Consider the following 20239-nt stretch of genomic DNA (forward strand, 5'->3'; position numbering starts at 1 on the left):
GGATCAGGCGCCGCCGCGTCCCGACCACTTGATCTCGTACGGCCGGAGCGTGACCTGCCGCCCGTCCACGGTGGCCGTGACGTCCTGGTCGCTGGTGTTGACCATGACGAGCTGCTGCTCCTGCCCGATCGCCCTGATCCTCGGGTCGGAGCTGCCGACCTCCTCGACGCGCACCCCGGCGGGGAACCATCGGGTGAAGCCGCTCAGCAGCCCCGCCATCGGCATCTCGCCGCCGACCTTGGGCCGCCACAGACAGCCGGGGCACTCGCCTTCGCCGTCCTGCTGCGGGTTCCAGTAGAGGGCGGTGGTGACGCCGCTCTTGACGAACTCCATCAGGGCGGCCGCCTGCACGGCCGTGCGCTTCTCCTCGCTCCAGCCGGAGTTCTCCGGCTCGACGTACCACTCGGCCCACCACACGGGCATGTCGCCGCTCTTCTGCCGCAGCCAGTTGGTGATCGCGCTGAACTTGCCGAGCGCGCCGAAGTCGTCGGGCACGTTGCCCTGGTCGGTGGTCATGGTGGCGCCGTCCACCACGATGAAGTCGGCGCCCTTCTTGTGCTCGATCCAGTATTCGATGGCGTCCAGCGCCCGCTGGTCGACGGTGCCCCAGGGCCCGCTCAGCTCCGACGCGCCGCCCGCCGCGGTGGTCCCGATCGACATGTAGGGGCCGCCGACCTTGATCTCCGGATCCACCCGCTTCAGGGCGTCGTAGACCTTGTTGTACATCTCGGTGTAGCCCTCGGCGTCCCACCGGTTGGTGTCGGCGTTCCAGAAGCCTTTGAACTCGTTCCACACCATGTAGTGCTTGACCGTCGGGTACTGCTCGGCCACCCGCGCGGCCAGCTTGGCGAAGTCGTCGAAGTGCTCCTTCTCGGGTGCGACCGTGTGGTTCTTGCTCCAGTCGGTACGCCCGGCCTGCCCGCCCTTCATCCAGTCGGGGGCGCAGCAGAGCGTGATGACCGGGATCGCTCGCGAGGACGCCATGAACGTCAGCCGCCGGTCGAGGTCGCGGAAGTTGAACTGCCCGGGGCTGGGCTCGGGGTTGCCCACGCCCCAGCCCATGATGTGCTGGTTCTGCAGCATCGGCACCCGGCCGAGCATGCCCCTGGCCTGGTCGGCGACGTGTTCGGGCTCGTTGTCCGCGCTGAACTGGGTGTGGGTGACGCCCCAGCGCGGCCAGTTGTCGAGCGCGGGCGGCGGCTCGAGCGTGGGAGCCGGCTGGGTGGGCATGGCGGTGGCGACCTCGCCGCCACTGAACTCGCCGCGGGCCTTGGTGCGGATGGAGGCGTAGATCATGATGCCTGCCACCAGCACCACCGCGAGCACGCCCGCCCCGAGCGCGAGCGGCCACGGCGATCGTCTGCGCGCGTGCCGGCCGTCGGTCGGAATCACTGAACGCTCCTCATCCTCGCAAGGTTGTAAAGCGGGAGAATCCTGAACCTACAAGGTCTGAAGACCGACGAGGGCCGGGTAGCGATACCCGGCCCTCTCAAAGTAGTGCGCCGACCCGTGCGGATCAGGTCATCACCCGACATTCGGCGGCCGCTGGCCGCTCGCGGGGCCCGGCACGCCCGCGTACCGGTACGGCACGGGCTGCCGGCCCGGCTGCACGACGAGGAGCGTGCCCGGGGTGTCGGTGTAGAAGGCGCTCTCGACGGCGGCGGCCACGTCGTCGGCGGTGAGCAGCGGGAAGCCGGCGTCGGCGAACACCTTGCGCGCCTCGGCCACGAGCGGCGTGTCGGTGAAGCCGGGGCAGACGGCGGCGATGCGGATGTTCTGTGCCGCGAGCGGCTCGGCCAGCGCCCGCACCAGGCCCACCACGGCGTGCTTGGTCATCGTGTAGACGGGGTCGGCGGAGTAGCCGACGAGCCCGGCGAGCGACGCGGTGGCCACGATGGCGCCGCCGCCGGAGCGGCGCAGCAGCGGCACGCTGGCCGCCACGCCGAACGCCACGCCGTCCACGTTGACCCCGACCACCTTGCGGTAGCGCGCGGCGTCGAAGTCCGCGAAGTCCACCCGGCCGGTGATGCCGGCGTTGAGGTGCACGAGGTCGAGCCGGCCGAAGCGGCGCTCGGCCAGCGCGACGGCCTCACGCGACGCCTCCTCCCGGCTGACGTCGGCGGCCAGCCAGGCGCCGTCCACCTCCTTGGCCACGCGCTCCACGCCCTGGGCGTCGACGTCGACGAGGACGCATCGGACGCCGCCCGACGCCAGGCGCCGCGCGACCGCGGCTCCGATGCCGCTCGCCGCTCCGGTGATCAGTGCAACAGTGCTCATGACGCTCCTTGCCGGACTTCGAGGCGGTCAGTGCTGGTCGAGCATGCGGTGCGCGCGGGCGATCAGCGTGGGCACGGCCGCACCGATGCGGTCGAATCCCTCACCCACGGTCTTACCCTGGCGGAAGCGGGCGTGGATACCCTCCACGATCACGGCGAGCTTGAAGTTGCCGAACGCCACGTAGAAGCCGAGGTCGGAGATCTCGCGTCCGGACACCTTGGCGTAGTGCGCGGCGAACTCGGCCGCGCTCAGGAAACCCGGCGCGGCCGTCACGTCTCCGGCCACCGGGATGCGCGCCCGCTCCTCGTCGTCCCTGTCGTACCAGTACGTCAGCGTGAGCCCCAGGTCGGCCAGCGGGTCGCCGAGCGTGGACATCTCCCAGTCGACCACCGCCGCGATCCGCAGGTCGTCGAGCCGCAGCAGGGTGTTGTCCAGCCGGTAGTCGCCGTGCACGAGCGTGCCGGGCGCCTCGGCGGGCAGCCGTTCGCGCAGCCGCTCGACCAGGCGGTAGTAGTCGGGCAGGTCGGCGGTCTTCGAGCGCTCCCACTGCTGGCACCAGCGGTCGAGCTGCCTGGCGAGGTAGCCCTCCGGCCGGCCGAAGTCGCCGAGCCCCACCTCGCGGTAGTCCACGGCGTGGATGGCGGCGAGCACCTCGGCCAGCCGCTCCGACAGCCGCCGCGCGCGCTCGGGCGACGGGTCGCCGAGCTCCTCGCGGGTGCGTACGGCGGCGCCCTCGACGTACCCCATGAGGTAGAACGGCGCGCCGATGACGTCCTCGTCGGCGCAGAACGCGACCGGCTCCGGCACCGGGACGGGCGTCGGCGCGAGCGCCGAGATGACCCGCCACTCGCGGCGCATGTCGTGAGCGGTCGGAAGCACGTGACCGAGCGGTGGCCTGCGCAGCACCAGCCGGCGGCCCTCGGCCTCGACCAGGTAGGTGAGGTTGGACTTCCCACCCGAGATCAGCGAGACGGCGCCGGGCTCACCGGCGTCGGGCACGTGTCGGCCCATCCAGGCGACCAGACGGGGGTGGTCGATGCCGGGCACGCTCCCAGATTCGGTCATGACCCCACATTAGAACGTCATTCGGTCCTGAGCGCTAGCTGGGAATCTTGTAACGTTCCGGACCTGCGGCGATGTCGGGGTGGCGAGATCCTTTACTCTGGGTATACACCCCTGGCCACAAGCTGGATAGCGAGTGCATGTCCGACAGTAGGAGCCCATGCGCGTCACCCTTGCTCTGCCTCGTGAACTGGGTCAGCCGGAAGTGAGCCGATGGCGTGCTCTGCAGGAAGCGGACGCCGCCTTCGACAACCCGTTCCTCTCCCCCGAATTCACGCTCACTGTGGGTGAGCTTCGGGATGTGGTCCGTGTCGCCGTCATCTACGACGGCCAGGAGATCGTGGGGTTCTTCCCGTTCGAACGACATCCGCTCGGCATCGGCAAACCGGTGGCGGCGGGCCTGACCGACGCCCAGGGCCTCGTGTACGCCAAGGACGTCGAGATCGACCCGCTGCGCCTGATCAGGGAGTGCGGCCTTTCCGTCTACGAGTTCGACCACCTGGTCTCCAGCCAGCCGCTGGTCAACGCGCGGGCCGAGCGGCATCCCTCGCCGATCATCGATCTGCGCGACGGCTGGGAGCCGTACACGGAGACGCTGCGCAAGAACTCCGGCAAGACGTACAAGTCGACTTTGGCCAAGTCGCGCAAGCTGCAGCGCGAGGTGGGGCCGCTGCGCCATGAGTACGCCACCACCGACCTGGCGCCGCTGCGCACGCTGCTCGGCTGGAAGACCGACCAGTACCGCCGCACCGGGCGCACCGACAGGTTCGCGCACAAGTGGATCGTGGAGCTGGTCGAGCGGCTGCTGGCCACGCAGACCGAGAGCTTCGCCGGGGTGCTCGACATGGTCTACGTCGACGACCGGCCGATGGCCGGGCATTTCGGGGTGCGCACGCGTACGACGCTGGCCGGCTGGTTCCCCGCCTACGACCCGGCGTTCGCGAAGTTCTCGCCCGGCCTCATCCACCACCTGGCGATGGCCGAGCGGGCCGCCGCCGACGGCATCCAGATCATCGACATGGGCAGGGGCCAGAAGGAGTACAAGGACAAGCTCAAGAACGGCGAGCTGGAGGTCGCCGAGGGCCGGGTGGCCAAGGCCGGTGTGGCGGCGGGCGTCCACTGGCTGATGCGGGTGCCGGTGCGCAAGACCCGGGCGACCGTGCTGGCCAACCCGATACTGCTCAAAACCGCCGACAAAGCGTTGAAAACGTACGGGAGACTGCGTACTGTCCTACAAGGGTGAAACGCATCGCAGAGCGTACAGACCGTTACTGTCTGTCGCTTCCGTCCAACCGGCTGGGGCTTTATCTCGCACTCCGCCATTGGTGCGCGCCCGGCCAGCGGCTGCTGATGTCACCCATCTCGGCGGACGAGATCCTGTTCCTCGTGCTCGCGGCCGGCCTGCGCCCGGTGATCGCGCCGCTGTCGCCCCGTGACGGCAACATCGACGCCTCGCGGGCCGACCTCGCCTCGGTGGACGCCGTACTGACGACCAACCTGTACGGCCTGCCCGACGACGCGCCCGCCCTCGCCGGGAAGATCCTCATCGAGGACGTCGCTCACGCCATGGAGACCGACGTCGGGGGCCGCCCGGTCGGCACGTTCGGGCAGGCCGCGGTCTTCAGCCTGTCGAAGCACCCGGGCGCGGGCTCGGGCGGCGTGCTGGCCGTCGAGCACGAGTCCGATCTCAAGGCGCTCACCCGCGCCCGCGACGCGCTGCTCACCCGCGGCTCCCTGCGCGCCGACCTGATGAGCGTGGCCACCTCCATGGCCCGCCAGGCGGCGCTCAGGCTCGATCTCGTACGCCCCGCGCTCATGCTCGCCCGCCGCCTCGGCATGGAGGAGCCACGCGAGGGATACCGCATCCCGCTGGCCGCCGCCGAGCTGAAACAGGCGCTCGAGCAGGTGCCGCTGCTGCCGCCCTTCGACCCGTGGGTCCGCGCCGACCAGCACGCCTACCGGATGCGCCGCGGCCCCGTGGTGCGCTGGTACCAGGCCAGGCGGCTGGAGAAGGTACGCCGTGAGCGTGCGCGCCGGGTGGCGGGCGTCGCACGCCTGGCCGAGCTGCCCACGGTCGCGCCCGCCGTGCTCGACGACCTGTCCAGGCCGCTGTTCCGGGTGCCGCTGCTGGTGGAGGATCGTGACGCGGCGATCGCCGAGCTGGAGCGGCACGGCGTGCCGACCGGCTACCTGTACGACCCGCCGTACGACGACTACGCCCCCGGCTTCGTCGATCCCTCGCCCGACCCGGGCCCGGCGCGCTGGTGGGCCCGCCACGTACTGCCCGTGGACCCGCTGTACGCGCACCGCTCCCTGCCCGTCCTGCGCCGGTTGCGGCCGCCCGCGCGCGGCCCGCACGACTGACCCGCTCAGCCACCCGGACACTCGCAGATCAGGCCGGCCGCGCGCGGCCCGCACGACTGACCCGCTCAGCCGCCGAGACCCTCGCGGATCAGGCCGGCCAGGATGCGGCAGCCGCGCCGCACGTCGGCCAGCGACGCCGAGCCGTACCCGATGACCAGGCCGTGCACGCGCGGCTCGCCGTGGTGGTGCCGGGCGGTGGAGTCGAGCAGCACCCCGCGCCGCGCCGCCCGCTCGATCACCTCGGGCACCAGGCCGGGCGGCAGCTCGGCGACCACGTGCAGGCCGGCCGTGTCGCCGCGCAGCCGGCAGACCGGGCCGAGCAGCTCGACCACGGCGGCGCGGCGGCGCGCGTACTCCAGGCGCATCCTGCGCAGGTGGCGGTCGAGGTCACCGCGCTCGATCAGGGTCGCCACGGCCTGCTGCACGGGGCCGCTGGTGCGGTCGGCCACCGCCTCGCGCAGTGCGGCGACCTCGGCGAGCAGCTCCGGCGTGCCGACCAGCCAGCCGACGCCGACGTCGGGCGCGAGCGTCTTCGACAGCGTGCCGAGCAGCACCACGCGGGCCGGGTCGAGGCCGTAGAGCGCGGGCAGCGGGGCCACGTCGTAGCGGAACTCGGCGTCGTAGTCGTCCTCCACGATCGTCGCGCCCGTGCTCCGTGCCCAGGCGAGCAGCCGTTCCCTGCGCGGGATCGGCAGCCGGCCGCCGAGCGGGTACTGGTGCGCCGGTGTGGTGTAGAGCAGGCGCAGGTCGCCGGGCAGGCCGTCGACGATCACGCCGTCCTCGTCCACCCGGCACGGCACCACCTCCGCGCCCCGGGAGGCGAAGATCGTCCGCGCGGTCGGGTAGCCGGGGTCCTCGACTCCCGCCTTCGTGCCGGGGCCGAGCAGGGCGCGGGCGACCAGGTCGAGCCCGTTGCCGGTGCCCCTGGTGACCAGGACGTTCTCCGGACCGGCGACCACGCCCCTGGCCCGCCTGAGGTGCTCGGCGAGCAGCTCGCGCAGGCGCGGCAGGCCGTACGGGTCCGGCGACGCGCCGGGCGGCAGGTCGGCGGCCCTGCGCCAGGCGCGCTTCCATGCCGCGTGGTCGTAGTCGCGCACCCAGGGCTCGCCCGCCCTGAGGTCGATCGCGCCGGGTGGCGGCTGCGGCGGGGCGGGCGCGCGGGGGCGCTCCCGCTTCGGTTCCTGCCGCGCGCTCGCGCCGCCGGGGGTGAGGTCGGCCACGAAGGTGCCGGAGCCGTGCCTGCCCTCCAGCCAGCCTTCGGCGTAGAGCTGCTGGTACGCCTCCGTCACCACCGTCCTGCTCACCCCGAGCTGCGCGGCCAGCGCCCGGGTGGACGGCAGCCGCTCCCCCGGGGCCAGCGCGCCGTCGAGCATGGCGCGGCGCAGCCGCCCGGCGAGCTGGGCGGTGAGCGGCTCGGCCGACTCGCGGGAGAGGGAGAGTGGCAGGTCAACGGGCGTGCGCATGAAAGTGGTCTCTGCGAAGGGGTCGATAGTGGCCCTACAGCGTAGGTCCACTTCGTCGTTACGGTCGAATCATGCTCTCCACCACAGCGCGTACCACGCTCGGACGCTCGAAGGAGCGCGGCAGCACCGACAGGAACGACCTGTACGAGGTACTCGACACCGGCATGATCTGCCATCTCGGCGTGATCGTGAACGGACATCCGATGGTGATCCCCACCGGCTACGGGCGCGCCGGTGAGACCCTCTACCTGCACGGCTCCACCGGGGCGACCTCGCTGCGCGCGGCCGACGGCAACGAGGTGTGCGTCACCGTCACCCACCTCGACGGCATCGTGCTGGCGCGCTCGATCTTCAACCACTCCGTCAACTACCGCTCAGCGATCATCTACGGGCGGGCGCGGCTGGTGGCGGATCACGACGAGCGCATGGAGGGCCTGCGCGTGCTGTCGGAGCGGCTGGCCCCCGGCCAGTGGGACTACGCCCGCCGCCCCTCGCGCAAGGAGCTGGCCGCCACGGCCGTGCTGGCGCTGTCGCTGGAGGAGGCGTCGGTGAAGATGCGCAGCGGCGGGCCGAAGGACGAGGAGGAGGACTACGAGCTGCCGGTCTGGGCCGGGGTGCTGCCGCTGGTCACGTCGTGGGGCGAGCCCGAGCCGGATCCGCTGCTCCCAGAAGGTATCGCCACGCCTGTTCACATCCTCCACCGGGAGTAGTTCCATAAATTCCGGAACCACCTGGAAAACCCGACTCCTTGATCACGCGTCTCATCAGGTGGGCCGGCTCCTGATGGGAGAGGCATATGGAGTGGAGCGCTCCGGGTTACACGGAGATCAGGCAGCTCGGGGCGGGTGCGAGCGGGCGCGTCGCGCTGGCGGTGCACGACGCCACCGGGGTCGAGGTCGCGATCAAATACCTGTCCGGCAAGCTGCTGCGCGAACCGGCCGCGCTGGCCAGGTTCCAGTCGGAGGCGCGGCTGCTCACCACGCTGCGCGACCCGCACATCGCCACGATGCTGGAGTACATCCAGGACGCCCGCGGCGCCGCCATCGTGATGGAGCTGGTCAACGGCGTCTCCCTGCGCGCCCTGCTGCGCGAGAACGGCACCACCGGGCCTGAGGCCGCGCTCGTCGTGCTGAAGGGCTCGCTGCTCGGGCTGGCCAGGGCGCACGCGATGGGGCTCGTGCACCGCGACTACAAGCCGGAGAACGTGATCGTCCGCGACGACGGGCTCAGCAAGCTCGTCGACTTCGGCATCGCGGTCCGGCAGGGCAGCGCCTCCCGTCCTGAGGGGACGCCGCCGTACATGGCGCCGGAGCTGTGGGAGGGGCGGCCCTCCTCGCCCGCCACCGACGTGTACGCCGCCACCGCCGTCTTCTTCGAATGCCTGACCGGGCACCGGCCCTACCGCTCGACCGAGCCGGTCGTCCTGGGCTACCAGCACCTCCACGCCCCCGTGCCGGTCCAGGACGCCCCCGAGCCGGTGCGCGGGCTGATCAGAGCCGGCCTGGCCAAGGACCCGGCGCTGCGGCCGGCGAGCGCGCTGGAGTTCGTGGCCGAGCTCGAGGCCACGGCGCGGGCGGCGTACGGGGAGGACTGGGAGGAACGCGGCAGGCGGCGGCTGGCCGCGCTCGTCGCCCTGCTCGCGCTGCTGCTGCCCAAGCCGCAGACGCCCGGCGCCGAGGTGACCACGTCGCTGGCCAGGACCGTCTTCCGCGGCATGCGGGCGAACGCGCGCAAGCTGGCGATGGGCGGGGCGGTCGCCGCCGCGGCGGCCGTGGCGGTGGTCGTGCTGATCAACCGGCCGACGCCGGTCGAGGAGGCGGCGGCGGTGGCCGCACCGCCGAGCGAGATCGCGGCGCCGCCCGCCGTACCCTCCGGGGCCGGGGAGACGCCTGAGGCCGCGTCGAGCCCCGAGCCCGACGAGCCCGAGCCGTCCGGCTCCGACATCACCGTGCCCGAGCCCGGCACGCGCTCCACCGCGCCCGAGCCCGAGTCCGGCACCCCATCCACCGTGCCCGAGTCCGGCACCCCATCCACCGTGCCCGAGTCCGGCACCCCATCCACCGTGCCCGAGTCCGCCACCGAATCCGCCGTGCCGGAGCCCGCACGCCCCGAGCCGTCCGGCGGGGAGCCGGAGGGCACGCCGCAGGCCGAGCCGCAGACCCCGCCGGGCACGCGCCCGTCGCAGCGGCCGCGCCCCGAGGAGAGCGCCACCGGCCCAGGCCCGGCCACCTTGCGCCCCGCCGAGCCGCGCACCACCACCCCGGCACCCGGCGGCGACAGGACACCGGACGCTCCCACCGACCGGCCCACGGCCACCGGTGATCCCGCGCCGCCCGCCACCTCCGTGCTCGGCCTGACGCTCGGCCGCATCACGGTGGGCTCCGACGGGGTGGCCCGCAGCACGCTCACCCTCCGGACGAGCGGCACGGGCCCCGTCACCGCCACCGCCGTCTGGTCGGCCTCGGGCGCGGACGGCCGGACCGAGCGCGTGCGCCTCAGCGGCGCCAGGTTCTACGCCCGCACGCTGGCCTGGCGGATGGGCGAGCAGCCGTGCGGCACGACCGTCTCGCTGGCCGTCACCACCTCGCCCGCCGCCTTCGGCGGCCCGAGGACGGCCAGGGTTTCCGTGCCGCCCTGCCCTGCCCGGGTGACCGCGCTGAACGTCTCGCTCGGCCTGCCCGCCGCGCCCGCCCGCACCGCCACGGCCCGGATCAAGGTCACGGCGAGCGGCAGGGGGGCGATCCCGGTGCGGGCCGGGTTCGCGGTGGACGGCGAGCCGGCCGGCACGCGTACCGCCCAGTTGTCCGGGCGTACCTCCTACAGCCGGGCCTTCACCCTCGCGCTGCGCTCGCGCCCGTGCGGCTCCACGCTGTCGGTGCAGGTGACCGCGGGCGGCAGGACGGCCACCGCACGCGCCTCGGTGCCCTGCCCCGCGCAGGTGCGGCGGGTCGCCATCGTGGAGGCGGGCGTGTACGGCGGCGTGCAGGCGCAGGTCCGCGTGACCACGGCGAGCACGCAGCCGGTGCGGCTGACGGTCAGGTTCGCCGCCGGGGCAAGCCGCGACTCGCGGACGGTCACCCTATCGGGCGGCACCTCCTACAGCCGGGCCTTCCGCTTCCCGGCCAGGATGCCCTGCGGCACCAGGTGGTCGATCACCGCTCTCACCGACCCGGCCGCGGCGGGCGGCGCCGACACCCGTACGGGCACCACCCCGGCCTGCCCGCGGGACGACGAGCCCGATCCTCAGGGCTCCCCCTCCCCCGGCACGCCGGCGAAAAATCCTCCGATCGTGAAGACCCCGTCCGAGGAGCCGCCTCCGGTGGCGAAGACCCCCGCGGAGCAGACCGCTTCCGAGGCGCCTCGTCCCAGGTGAACGGGCATATGGGCGGCGGCGCGCGGCGCCGTCGCCCGCTGCGTGCGCGACGGCACGCACGGCGATAACCGCAGCACAATCCCTATGAATTTTCGTCACATGTCGTGATTTCGGTAGCGGAACAGTGCTCGCATCTGGTTAAGCTACGGACCTGTTGATGCAGGTGGGGGCCCAGAGACTCCAGAGGAGACCGCGAATGTACGGCGATGGGCCTTGGGGGGTCCCTGGATACACCGAGGTGCGCGAGCTCGGCTCGGGCGCCGGCGGCCGGGTGGTCCTCGCCAGGCGCGATTACGACGGCGTCGACGTGGCGATCAAGTACCTCAGCGACGAGCTGAGGTCGGATGTCTCGTTCGTCGCCAGGTTCCGGCATGAGGCGCGGCTGCTCGCGACGGTGCAGAGCGCGTACCACGCCAGGCTGTACGACTACGTCGAGACCGGCCAGGGCGCGGCGATCGTCATGGAGCTGATCGACGGCGTCTCGCTGCGCGAGCTGATCAGGGCCGAGGGCCCGACCGGGCCCGAGGCGGCGCTGGCCGTGCTCAAGAGCTCGCTGCGCGGCCTGGCGGCCGCGCACTCGATCGGCGTCGTGCACCGCGACCTCAAGCCCGAGAACGTCATGGTGCTGCGCGACGGCACCAGCAAGCTCGTCGACTTCGGCATCGCGGTCAGGGTCGGCGAGGAGGCGAACGCCGCGGGGACACCGCCGTACATGGCGCCCGAGCTGTGGTCGGGCGCGCCGGCCGGGCCCGCGACCGACATGTACGCCGCGACCGTCGCCTTCTACGAGTGCCTGACCGGGCACCGGCCCTTCATGGCCCAGGACATCGCCCCCCTGGTCCGCCAGCACCAGAGCACTGCACCGCCGCTCGAGCAGGTGCCCCAGCCGCTGCGCGGCCTCGTCGAGCGCGGCCTGGCCAAGCACGCGGCCGACCGGCCGCCGTCGGCGCAGGCGTACCTCGCGGCGCTGGAGGAGATCGCGGCGGTCTCGTACGGGCCCGACTGGGAGGAGCGCGGGCGGCACCGCCTGGCCGCGCTGGCCGACGCCCATGCGCCGGTCTACGCCGCCGCGCCCCAGGAGGATCCGGACGTCGAGTCGACCGTCTCGTTCGCGCAGACGCACTACCCCGAGCAGCGGCCCCAGCAGCAGAAGCCGCAGAAGCGCCTGCTCGGCAAGCTGCCCGTCAAGTTCGCGATCGCGGGTGCCGCGCTGGTGGCCGTGCTGGTGAGCGCCGTGGTGTTCATGATCAGCAGCCAGCCCGAGGCCGTGCTCCAGGCCCAGACCACCGAGGTCACGCCGACCTCGGCGGAGCCCGGCACGCCCGACCCGGTGGAGTCCGTACCGGAGGAGACGGACCTGCCGGAGGAGACGGACGAGCCGGTCGAGGAGGAGTCCCCCACGGTCTCGGAGACGCCGACGCCGACGCCCACCCCGGCGGTGACGAGGCGGCCGGTGCGGCCCACCGTACGGCCGGCCAGGACGCCGACGGCGACCCCGACAAGGACGCGGCAGCGGCGGCCGATCAGGACCAGGACGCCGGTCCACAGCCCCACCGCGACCCGCACGCAGGACGAGGAGCCGGATCCGGAGATCACCGGCGACGTCGACCCGCCCAGGGCCGACAAGCCCGACCCGACGCCCACGCGGCCGACCCAGCCCGCGCCGACGTTCACCCCGCCGCGCGAGCCCGACCCGCCCACCGAGCGGCCGACGCCGACCGGCGGGACGTCTCCCGAGTCGCCGCCGACCGGCGGGACGTCCCCCGAATCGCCGCCGACCGCCGGGACGTCCCCTGAATCGCCGCCTCCCGCCGAAACGCCGGCCAGGAGCGGCACCCCGCGCTGACGCAGATCGGGCTTCCCCCGTGACGGCGCGCGCGTCAACCGTCACACTTGCGGTGAAGGGCCGCAGGGCGGGACGGATGCGTGGAACGGCACCGGGGGGCACGAACGGCGATGAACAACCCTGGGAACGGTATCGCCGGGTTCCGATTCACCGAGCACACGTGGGTGACCGAGCTCGGCAACTGGATCGACGCCATCTCACCCGACGGCCGCAGGGCGGGGGCGCTGCTGTTCGACCCGAAGATCATCGGCCTGCCCGGGGTGCGCGACCGCGTGGTGCAGGCCGTCATGACCGACCAGCGGCTCGTGATGGCCGGGGTGAACGGGCTCATCCCCGTGGCCGACGTGGTGGCCGCGGGCGAACAGGTGTGGCTGCTCACCGCGCAGGCGGTCAGCCCCACGCTGGCCGACCTGCTCGCCGCCGGGCCCATCGACCCGAACGGGGCCGCGTCCCTGCTGATCGAGACCGCGCAGACACTGCAGGCGCTGCACGCGGCCGGGGTCACGCACGGCTCCGTGCACCCCGGCACGGTGGTGATCACCGCCGAGGGCGTGTCGCTGTTGTCGGAGCGCGGGCTGTCCGACGCGATCCGCGCCCGGATCTCCCCGCCCGAGCGGGACGCGGCCGGGTGGGCGTCGCTCGCCCGCGGACTCGCGGCCTCCCTCGGTCCCGGCGCGCCGGGACCTGCCGAGCTGTTCGAACGGGCCGCTGCCACCGCGACCACACTGGGCATCGGACCCGCCAGGGACCTGCTGGTCAACGAGCGGCGCACGCTGCCCGGCGGGCGGATCAGCAGGGACGGGCTGGCGCGGGCGGCGCGCGGGCGGTCGGCGTTCGCGCAGGCGTCGCCGCAGGCGGGCGCGCCCGTACCGGCGCCTCGTGACGAGGGCGACATCGTCACGCTGCTGCACGTGCCGGGACGGTCTCCGCAGCCGCCCGTCCACTTCGGCCCCGGGATCGGGGCCGCGCAGGCTCCGGGGAGCGGCGGCCAGGCTGTGGCTGCCGGTGCCGGCGCCGGTCCCGGTATGGGTTCCGGCCTGGCCTCCGGTACGGGTTCCGGTGCGGGCTCTGGCGCGGGTTCCGGTGCGGGCTCTGGTGTGGGCACGCGGGCGCAGCGGCCTGAGACGCCGGTGGAGCGCATCTGGCGGTCGGGCCGCGACGAGGCGTCCACCGTGCGCACCCAGCGCCGGGGGCGGGCCGCGCGGGCCAGGCGGTGGCGCACGATGGCGGCCGGCGCGGTCTTCGCGATCATCATGTCGGGGGCGGTGCTGGCCTGGCTCCGGCTGGGCAACGTACCCGACCTGGCCGTCAAGTCCGTGGACGTGACGGCGCCGAAGAAGACGCAGGGCTGCGACAGCTCCGTGCTCATCACGGGCACGGTCGTCACCAACGGGGCGCCGGGCGAGATCACGTACGAGTGGCTCAAGAACCTGGACGAAGAGGTCGTCACGGGCACGCTGCGCACCGAGTCGGACAGGACCTCGTACGAGCTGCCGCTGCGGTGGACGCTGCAGGGTAAGAGCAACGTCAAGGCCACGGCCACGCTGCGCATCCTCAGCCCCGGCCCGGTTCGCAGCGACAAGGCCAGCTTCACGTACAAGTGCTGATCTCACTAATCTGACGACCATGACCACGCAGACCCCCGCGGGCTGGTACCCGGACCCCTACGGAGAGCCGCAGCTTCGCTGGTGGGACGGCACCCAATGGACGGACGCCACGCACGCCCACGAGCCCGGTCCGGCCCAGCAGCCCTCCGGCCCCCAGTCGCCCGCGCAGCCTCCGACGCAGGGACAGTCCCAGACCGGCCCCGGGTGGACGGTGACGCCGGCCAATCCGACGATGCGGTTCGGCCAGCCCACGTACGGGCAGTCCGCCTACGGCGCGCCGGGGCAGCAGCAGCCGCCGGGCACCGCGCCGTGGGGCGGCGCGCCGCTGCCGGGCCCCGGCTACGGGCCGCCGCCCAAGCAGCGCAATCCGATGCCGTGGATCTTCGGCGGGCTCGCCGCCGTGGTGGTGCTCGCGCTGATCGTGGTCGCCGCCGTCTTCCTCATCAACCGCGACCCCTCCACACAGACCGCCGCGCCGACACCGAGGCCGACGACCGACTCGCGGCCGACCGAGGAGCCTCCGACCCAGGAACCGCCCACGCAGGAGCCGCCAGGGCAGGCCGAGTTCCCGCAGCCGTCCGACGGGCGCATCATCGACGCGCGCGCCGGCGTCTCGTTCGAGGTGCCCGACGGCTGGACGGTGCCGCAGTGGAATCACGTCAACAGCGGCAACCCGACGGAGCAGCAGTTCTCCGCGGCGGTACAGAAGACCTCACAGGAGAACTACCAGGGCGGGTCCGACTGGGTGGGCAACGTCTACACGGGCGTGCTCAACCAGCTCTACCCCTACAGCGGCGTCTCCGGCATGAGCGACACCGCCAAGGCCGTCTTCGTCCACTTCACGACCCAGTACTACTCGCCCGCCCACGAGAGCAAGGTCGTCTCCGACAAGGCCATGAAGATCGGCGACAAGCAGGCGTGGGTGCTGAAGTTCCAGCTCGACTTCACGAAGGTCGCCGAGGACAACGGCTACAAGTGGAAGAAGGAGAACGGCGCGATCGTGCTGATGGACCGGGGTACGGGCCAGAGCCCGGCCCTCATCTACGTCTCCGTCCCCGACAATCTCGGCACCGACGTGGTCGACGAGGTTCTCGACTCGCTCAGGCCCGCATGACCGGTGGCACTAGGCTGGTGCTTGTAACAAGCGGGCGGATTGCTCCGAGCCGCTGGGCGAGGAGAACGAATGAGTGACTTGCTGGTCTGGATCGACTGCGAGATGACCGGGCTCGACCTGAGCCGCGACGCGCTCGTCGAGGTGGCGTGCGTCATCACCGACAGCGAGCTGAACCAACTGGACGAGGGCGTCGACGTGGTCATCAAGCCGCCGCCGGAGTCACTGGAGCAGATGTCGGACGTCGTACGCGAGATGCACACGGCCTCGGGCCTGCTGCCCGAGCTGGCGGGCGGCGTGACGTTGTCCGAGGCGGAGTCGCTGGTGCTCGACTACATCCGCCGCCACGTGCCCGAGCCGAAGAAGGCTCCGCTGTGCGGCAACTCGATCGGCACCGACCGTACGTTCATCGCCCGCGACATGCCCGGGGTCGATGCGTATTTGCACTACCGGATGGTGGACGTCTCCTCCATCAAGGAACTGGTGCGCCGGTGGTACCCCCGGGTCTACTTCGCCGCGCCCGAAAAGCAGGGCGGACACCGTGCTCTGGCGGACATCACGGAGAGCATCAGGGAGCTGCGCTACTACCGCGCGGCGGTGTTCGTCGGCCAGCCGGGACCCGACTCGGCGACCGCCAGAGCACTCGCCGAGCGTGTCACGGGCTAAAGGAGTGGCGTAAAGACTCCCGAACACCGCTACACTTTTCCTGTGCCGCTTCACCGGGAGCGGCCGTGGTGGGTGTAGCTCAGTTGGCAGAGCGCCAGGTTGTGGTCCTGGATGTCGAGGGTTCAAGTCCCTTCACTCACCCCAGGCGGGCGAGGTTCCGACCACGCGGCCTGAGGCAGCGCCTCGGGTTGGCGTACGGGCCTCGCCCTTCTTCTTTTCCAGGCTTCCGGCTTCCCCGGCCCCTCGATGAGGTCCGCATCCGGCGGTTCGGTCGCTGTGATCCGCGTCTCACCTTCGCCGCTTCGCGCCAGGACGTGAAGAGCCCGGCCGATTTTTCCGGCAACACCCCCAAATCGTGACAATGCGGGTTATGCTCGCTGTCTACTGCCAACGCCGTGAGCACGGGGGTTATCGGCGATCTACCGTCCGCGCGCGCCCTCGGAGGCCGGATGAGAGTCGACGACGCAGCGTTTGAAAGCGTGTTCACGTCCCTGAGCAAACGCGAGGCCGAGGTCATGGACCTGATCGCGACGGGGCAGTCCAACGGGGAGATCGCCCAGAGGCTGTTCCTCAGCGAGAAAACGGTCAAGAACCACGTCAACCGCATCTACGCCAAACTCGGCGTCGACTCAAGGGTGTCGGCCATCGGGTTGTGGCTGTCCCGCAAGAAGTAACGCCGGACCTCACCCCTCCCCCGCCCTGCCCCGGGCAGGCGGGCGCGACTCCAAGGGGTCGCGCCCGGAACCCAGGACGGCCGCTCCCGCACGCCCTGAAGCAGGGACAGGCGGGATACGACCGCCCGGAACCGGCCCCCGTGCCCTCTACGCCCCGAAACAGACGACCACGCCCCGCTGTGGGAGGGGCGCACGCACCTCGCCCCGGCCAGGGTGAGCGCACACGCGCCTCTCTGCTTGCGGAGTGGCGAACGCACAGGCGCGCCCGTCCGTTTCCGGGGTGAGCGACCAGGCGCCCGCTCAGGTGCGGCGCGCCCCTCCCGCAGCGGGGCGTGGGTCACCTGCGGCCAGAGGCGCCGGGACACGCGCCGTCCCCTGCCGGAACGGGGCGAGCCGCGTGCCGCGCCTCCCGCCGGGCGCTCATCGGGGGCCGCAGAAGGAGGACGGGCGCACGGCCGCGCGTGCGGGGAAAGGCGCCCTCGGCGGGCGAACTGGGTGGGTCAGTGAGTTTTGACCGGTCACTGGTCTGTTTGCGGGCGTATGGCGGATAGCAGACCAGCATGGTGGATATCGCGCGGTCGTGGTGGCTGATTCTGGTGCGGGGGCTCGCGGCCGTCGTGTTCGGCATCCTGGCGCTCGCCTGGCCCGGCCTCACGCTGCTCGTCCTGGTCATCTTCTTCGGCGCGTACGCCCTCGTCGGCGGCATCTCCGAGCTGTTCGCCGGGTTCCGCCACGGCGCGCAGTCACGGGCGTGGCTGATCATCTCCGGGATCCTCAGCATCCTGGCGGGCATCATCGCGCTGGTCTGGCCCGGCATCACCTCGCTCGCCCTGCTGCTCATCATCGGCGTCTGGGCGATCGTGTCCGGCATCTCCGAGATCGTGGCCGGCATCCACCTGCGCAAGCAGATCGACAACGAGTGGCTGCTCATCATCGGCGGCGCCCTGTCCGTGATCTTCGGCGTGCTGCTGCTCGCCCGCCCGGGTCCGGGTCTGCTGAGCCTGGCGTGGCTGATCGGCGCCTTCGCCATCCTGTACGGCATCGCCATGATCGCCCTCTCATTCCGCGTGAAGAACTTCACTTCTGGCGCCCGAGTGCCGTAAATTTTGTTTACGTAGCGGCGTTCCTCAAGAGGAATGTCAGACCCGCTGTGGAGGCGCCATGGACGTACACACCCGCCTTGCCCGCCACCTGCTCGTCGACGGCTACCGTCTCGTGCTCGACCTGGAGCTCAGCCGCGGTTCCTGGCTGGTAGACGCCCGCGACGGACGCCGATATCTGGACTTCTACACGTTCTTCGCCTCGGCCCCGCTGGGCGTGAACCCCCCGTTCGACCCCGACTTCGCGCAGCTCCTCGGCCAGGTCGCGCGGAACAAGCCGGCGAACCCCGACATCTACACCGAGCACCTGGCCGACTTCGTCGACACCTTCACCCGCGTGCTGGGCGACCCCGCGCTGCCGCACCTGTTCTTCGTCGAGGGCGGCGCACTCGCCGTGGAGAACGCGCTCAAGACGGCCTTCGACTGGAAGAGCCGCCGCAACGAGGCCGCAGGGCGCTCTCGCGACCTCGGCACCAAGGTCATGCACCTGACCAAGGCGTTCCACGGCCGCAGCGGCTACACGCTGAGCCTGACCAACACCGAGCCCGGCAAGACCGACCGCTTCCCCACGTTCGACTGGCCGCGCATCGACGTGCCCGCCATCCACTTCGGCGACGTCGAGGCCGCCGAGGAGCGGGCGCTGGCGCAGGCGCGGGAGGCGTTCGAGCGCCACCCCCACGACATCGCGTGTTTCATAGCCGAGCCCATTCAGGGCGAAGGCGGAGACAACCACATGCGGCCGGAGTTCCTGCGCGCGATGCAGGACCTGTGCCACCAGTACGACGCGCTGTTCATCCTGGACGAGGTGCAGACCGGCGGCGGCACCACCGGTACGCCGTGGGCCTACCAGCAGCTCGGCCTTGAGCCCGACATCGTGGCCTTCGCCAAGAAGGTGCAGGTCGGCGGCATCATGGCGGGCCGCAGGGTGGACGAGGTGCCCGACAACGTGTTCCAGGTGAGCGGCCGCATCAACTCCACCTGGGGCGGCGGGCTCGTGGACATGGTGCGCAGCCGCGGCCTGCTGGAGATCATCGAGCGGGACAACCTGATCGAGCGCGCCGGGACTTTGGGCGCCACCATCCTCGAACGCCTCACGAAGCTGGAGGCCGAGCACCCTGAGACCGTCTCGAACGTCCGGGGCCGCGGTCTCATGCTCGCCTTCGACCTGCCCGACGCGGCGGCCCGCGACGATCTGGTGACGCGGCTCAGGGAGGAGCACGGCGTGCTGGTGCTGCCGTGCGGGCCCAGGTCCGTACGCCTGCGTCCGGCGCTCAACATCCCCGAGTCCGATGTGGACTTCGGTCTCGCCGCGCTCTCCGAGGCCCTGTAAGCCCTCTTCACGCCCTGTGCCCTCGTCACTCCTCTAGCGGCACCCAAGGGCCCACAGGTCCTGCGAGCGGCCTCCACGCGCGTCTCCCGAGCGCGAGCGGAGGCCGCTGCTATTGGGTGACGCTGGTGCTATTGGGTGACGCTGGCCCTGCTGCGGTGCGGCCCGGCGTACCGCCAGAAGAAGTTGAGCAGCACGGCGGCGCGGTTGCGGTCGCCCAGCAGGTACGCCACGTGCACGAAGATCCACACCAGCCAGGCGGGCAGGCCGCGCATGGTGAACCCGTTGGTGAGCTGGAGCACGGCCTCCGCCTTGCCGACGGTCGCCATGATGCCCGGGTCGCGGTAGGAGAACGGCCGCAGGGGCCGTCCCCGCCAGGCCGCCGCGATCTGCTTGCCGACGTGCTTGCCCATCTGAATGGCGGGCTGGGCGAGCTGGGGAAGCGCGTCGGGCGGCGCGGCCAGGTCGCCGGCCACGAAGATCTCCGGGTGGTCGGGCAGGTTGAGCGCCTCGGTGAGCGTGACCCGCCCGCCCTTGCCCTGCGGCAGCCCCCACGAGCCGACCTCGGGCGGCGCGGTGACGCCGAGCGCCCAGACGGTGACGTCGCTGGGCAGGCGGGTGCCGTCGGCCAGCACCACCGCGTCGGGCTCGACGGAGGCCACGGTGGCACCGAGCCGCAGACGCACGCCGCGCCTGCGCAGCGCCTCGGCCGCCGCGTCGCGCAGGCGCGGCTTGTACGGCGCGAGCACGTACTCGAACCGCTCGACCAGCGTCACGCTGGTCTGGTCGGCCCGCACCTCGGGATGGGTCAGCGGGATCGTGTGGCGGCGCAGCTCGGCGAGCGTGCCGGCCATCTCGACGCCGGTCGCGCCCGCGCCCACCACCACGACGTGCATGCTCTCGCGGCGGCCCGTGGCGGTGTCCTCAAGCTGGTGCTGGAGCCTGCGGCGCAGCACGGCCGCGTCGCCGAGCGAGTAGATCGGCAGCGCGTTCTCCTTGGCGCCGGGCACGCCGAGCCAGTTGGTGGTCACGCCGGTGGCCAGCACCAGGAAGTCGTAGTCGAGCGAGGTGCCGTCCTCGAACTCGACCCGCCGCTCGTCGGCCAGGATCTTGCTGAGCGAGGCGCGCCTGGCCCGCACGTTCGGCCAGCGGGCGGCGTACGTGCGGGTCGGGTAGGACACATCCGACGTGCTCATCCCGGCGGTGGCCACCTGGTAGAGCAGCGGCTGGAAGGTCGCGTACGGGTTGCGGTCGACGAGCGTCACCAGCGCGCCGCTCTTGGCCAGCTCGCGTGTCGCGGCCAGCCCGGCGAAGCCCGCGCCCACGACGACGACCCGTGCTCTCTTGCCCATGACAGGTCCTTCCCCCT

The 20239-nt window shown here is 72.0% G+C and carries 15 protein-coding genes, 1 tRNA gene and 1 pseudogene; 12 read left to right on the forward strand and 5 right to left on the reverse strand.

Translation table 11 applies throughout. From position 1 onward, the window contains the following. Nucleotides 1-3: 3 nt before the first annotated feature. The 3 genes from AB0K67_RS14050 to AB0K67_RS14060 all read right to left on the reverse strand — a co-directional run bounded on the left by AB0K67_RS14050 (nt 4) and on the right by AB0K67_RS14060 (nt 3342). The gene (locus AB0K67_RS14050) at nt 4-1392 is read right to left on the reverse strand and encodes a xylan 1,4-beta-xylosidase (RefSeq protein WP_364058434.1); all 1389 of its coding nucleotides are present in this window, start codon (nt 1390-1392) and stop codon (nt 4-6) included. A gap of 132 nt (nt 1393-1524) precedes the next feature. Further along, nucleotides 1525-2277 carry an SDR family oxidoreductase gene (locus tag AB0K67_RS14055; RefSeq protein ID WP_364058437.1) on the reverse strand — a complete coding sequence of 251 codons (753 nt, stop codon included), beginning with the start codon at nt 2275-2277 and terminating at the stop codon, nt 1525-1527. A gap of 27 nt (nt 2278-2304) precedes the next feature. Beyond that, on the reverse strand, nt 2305-3342 hold the full coding sequence (locus AB0K67_RS14060; RefSeq protein ID WP_364058440.1) for a phosphotransferase family protein: 1038 nt from the start codon (nt 3340-3342) through the stop codon (nt 2305-2307). Nucleotides 3343-3640: 298 nt separating this feature from the next. Between AB0K67_RS14060 and AB0K67_RS14065 the strand changes: the two genes are divergently transcribed. Both AB0K67_RS14065 and AB0K67_RS14070 read left to right on the forward strand, forming a co-directional pair. Further along, on the forward strand, nt 3641-4582 hold the full coding sequence (locus AB0K67_RS14065; protein ID WP_364058443.1) for a GNAT family N-acetyltransferase: 942 nt from the start codon (nt 3641-3643) through the stop codon (nt 4580-4582). Then, complete coding sequence (locus AB0K67_RS14070) at nt 4579-5703, forward strand: DegT/DnrJ/EryC1/StrS family aminotransferase (protein WP_364058446.1); 1125 nt, start codon at nt 4579-4581, stop codon at nt 5701-5703. The genes AB0K67_RS14065 and AB0K67_RS14070 overlap by 4 nt, the downstream gene beginning before the upstream one ends. A gap of 65 nt (nt 5704-5768) precedes the next feature. On the opposite strand, the gene AB0K67_RS14075 is transcribed toward AB0K67_RS14070, so the two are convergent. Beyond that, nucleotides 5769-7166 (reverse strand): PLP-dependent aminotransferase family protein, encoded by a 1398-nt coding sequence (locus AB0K67_RS14075; RefSeq protein ID WP_364058449.1) that lies wholly within the window; start codon nt 7164-7166, stop codon nt 5769-5771. Between the two features lie 71 nt (nt 7167-7237). On the opposite strand from AB0K67_RS14075, the gene AB0K67_RS14080 reads away from it, so the two are divergent. From AB0K67_RS14080 to lat, 10 genes and pseudogenes are all read left to right on the forward strand, one after another. After that, a complete protein-coding gene (locus tag AB0K67_RS14080) occupies nt 7238-7876 on the forward strand; it encodes a pyridoxamine 5'-phosphate oxidase family protein (RefSeq protein ID WP_364058452.1) in 639 nt (212 codons plus the stop codon). 86 nt (nt 7877-7962) lie between these two features. Next, nucleotides 7963-10539, forward strand: coding sequence for a protein kinase (locus AB0K67_RS14085; protein WP_364058455.1), 2577 nt, complete (start codon nt 7963-7965; stop codon nt 10537-10539). A gap of 196 nt (nt 10540-10735) precedes the next feature. Further along, complete coding sequence (locus AB0K67_RS14090) at nt 10736-12385, forward strand: protein kinase (protein ID WP_364058458.1); 1650 nt, start codon at nt 10736-10738, stop codon at nt 12383-12385. A gap of 110 nt (nt 12386-12495) precedes the next feature. Next, nucleotides 12496-13992, forward strand: coding sequence for a hypothetical protein (locus tag AB0K67_RS14095; RefSeq protein WP_364058461.1), 1497 nt, complete (start codon nt 12496-12498; stop codon nt 13990-13992). A 19-nt stretch (nt 13993-14011) separates the two neighbouring features. Beyond that, nucleotides 14012-15106 (forward strand): DUF2510 domain-containing protein, encoded by a 1095-nt coding sequence (locus tag AB0K67_RS14100; protein WP_364058464.1) that lies wholly within the window; start codon nt 14012-14014, stop codon nt 15104-15106. 69 nt (nt 15107-15175) lie between these two features. Next, nucleotides 15176-15769 carry an oligoribonuclease gene (orn, locus tag AB0K67_RS14105; RefSeq protein ID WP_364058467.1) on the forward strand — a complete coding sequence of 198 codons (594 nt, stop codon included), beginning with the start codon at nt 15176-15178 and terminating at the stop codon, nt 15767-15769. 68 nt (nt 15770-15837) lie between these two features. Further along, nucleotides 15838-15913, forward strand: a tRNA-His gene (locus tag AB0K67_RS14110). A gap of 347 nt (nt 15914-16260) precedes the next feature. Further along, nucleotides 16261-16443 (forward strand): annotated as a pseudogene (locus tag AB0K67_RS14115) (LuxR C-terminal-related transcriptional regulator); the annotation flags it as partial. 560 nt (nt 16444-17003) lie between these two features. Next, the gene (locus tag AB0K67_RS14120; RefSeq protein WP_364058470.1) at nt 17004-17546 is read left to right on the forward strand and encodes an HdeD family acid-resistance protein; all 543 of its coding nucleotides are present in this window, start codon (nt 17004-17006) and stop codon (nt 17544-17546) included. Nucleotides 17547-17604: 58 nt separating this feature from the next. Then, nucleotides 17605-18873, forward strand: coding sequence for an L-lysine 6-transaminase (gene lat / locus AB0K67_RS14125; RefSeq protein ID WP_364058473.1), 1269 nt, complete (start codon nt 17605-17607; stop codon nt 18871-18873). Between the two features lie 128 nt (nt 18874-19001). Here the strand turns inward: lat and AB0K67_RS14130 are convergent, their stop codons facing one another. Further along, nucleotides 19002-20222: an NAD(P)/FAD-dependent oxidoreductase gene (locus AB0K67_RS14130; RefSeq protein WP_364058475.1), complete on the reverse strand. Its 1221-nt coding sequence runs from the start codon at nt 20220-20222 to the stop codon at nt 19002-19004. Nucleotides 20223-20239 lie beyond the last annotated feature (17 nt).

It is taken from the genome of Nonomuraea sp. NPDC052634, from assembly GCF_040678535.1.
In the GTDB taxonomy this organism is placed as follows: domain Bacteria; phylum Actinomycetota; class Actinomycetes; order Streptosporangiales; family Streptosporangiaceae; genus Nonomuraea; species Nonomuraea fastidiosa.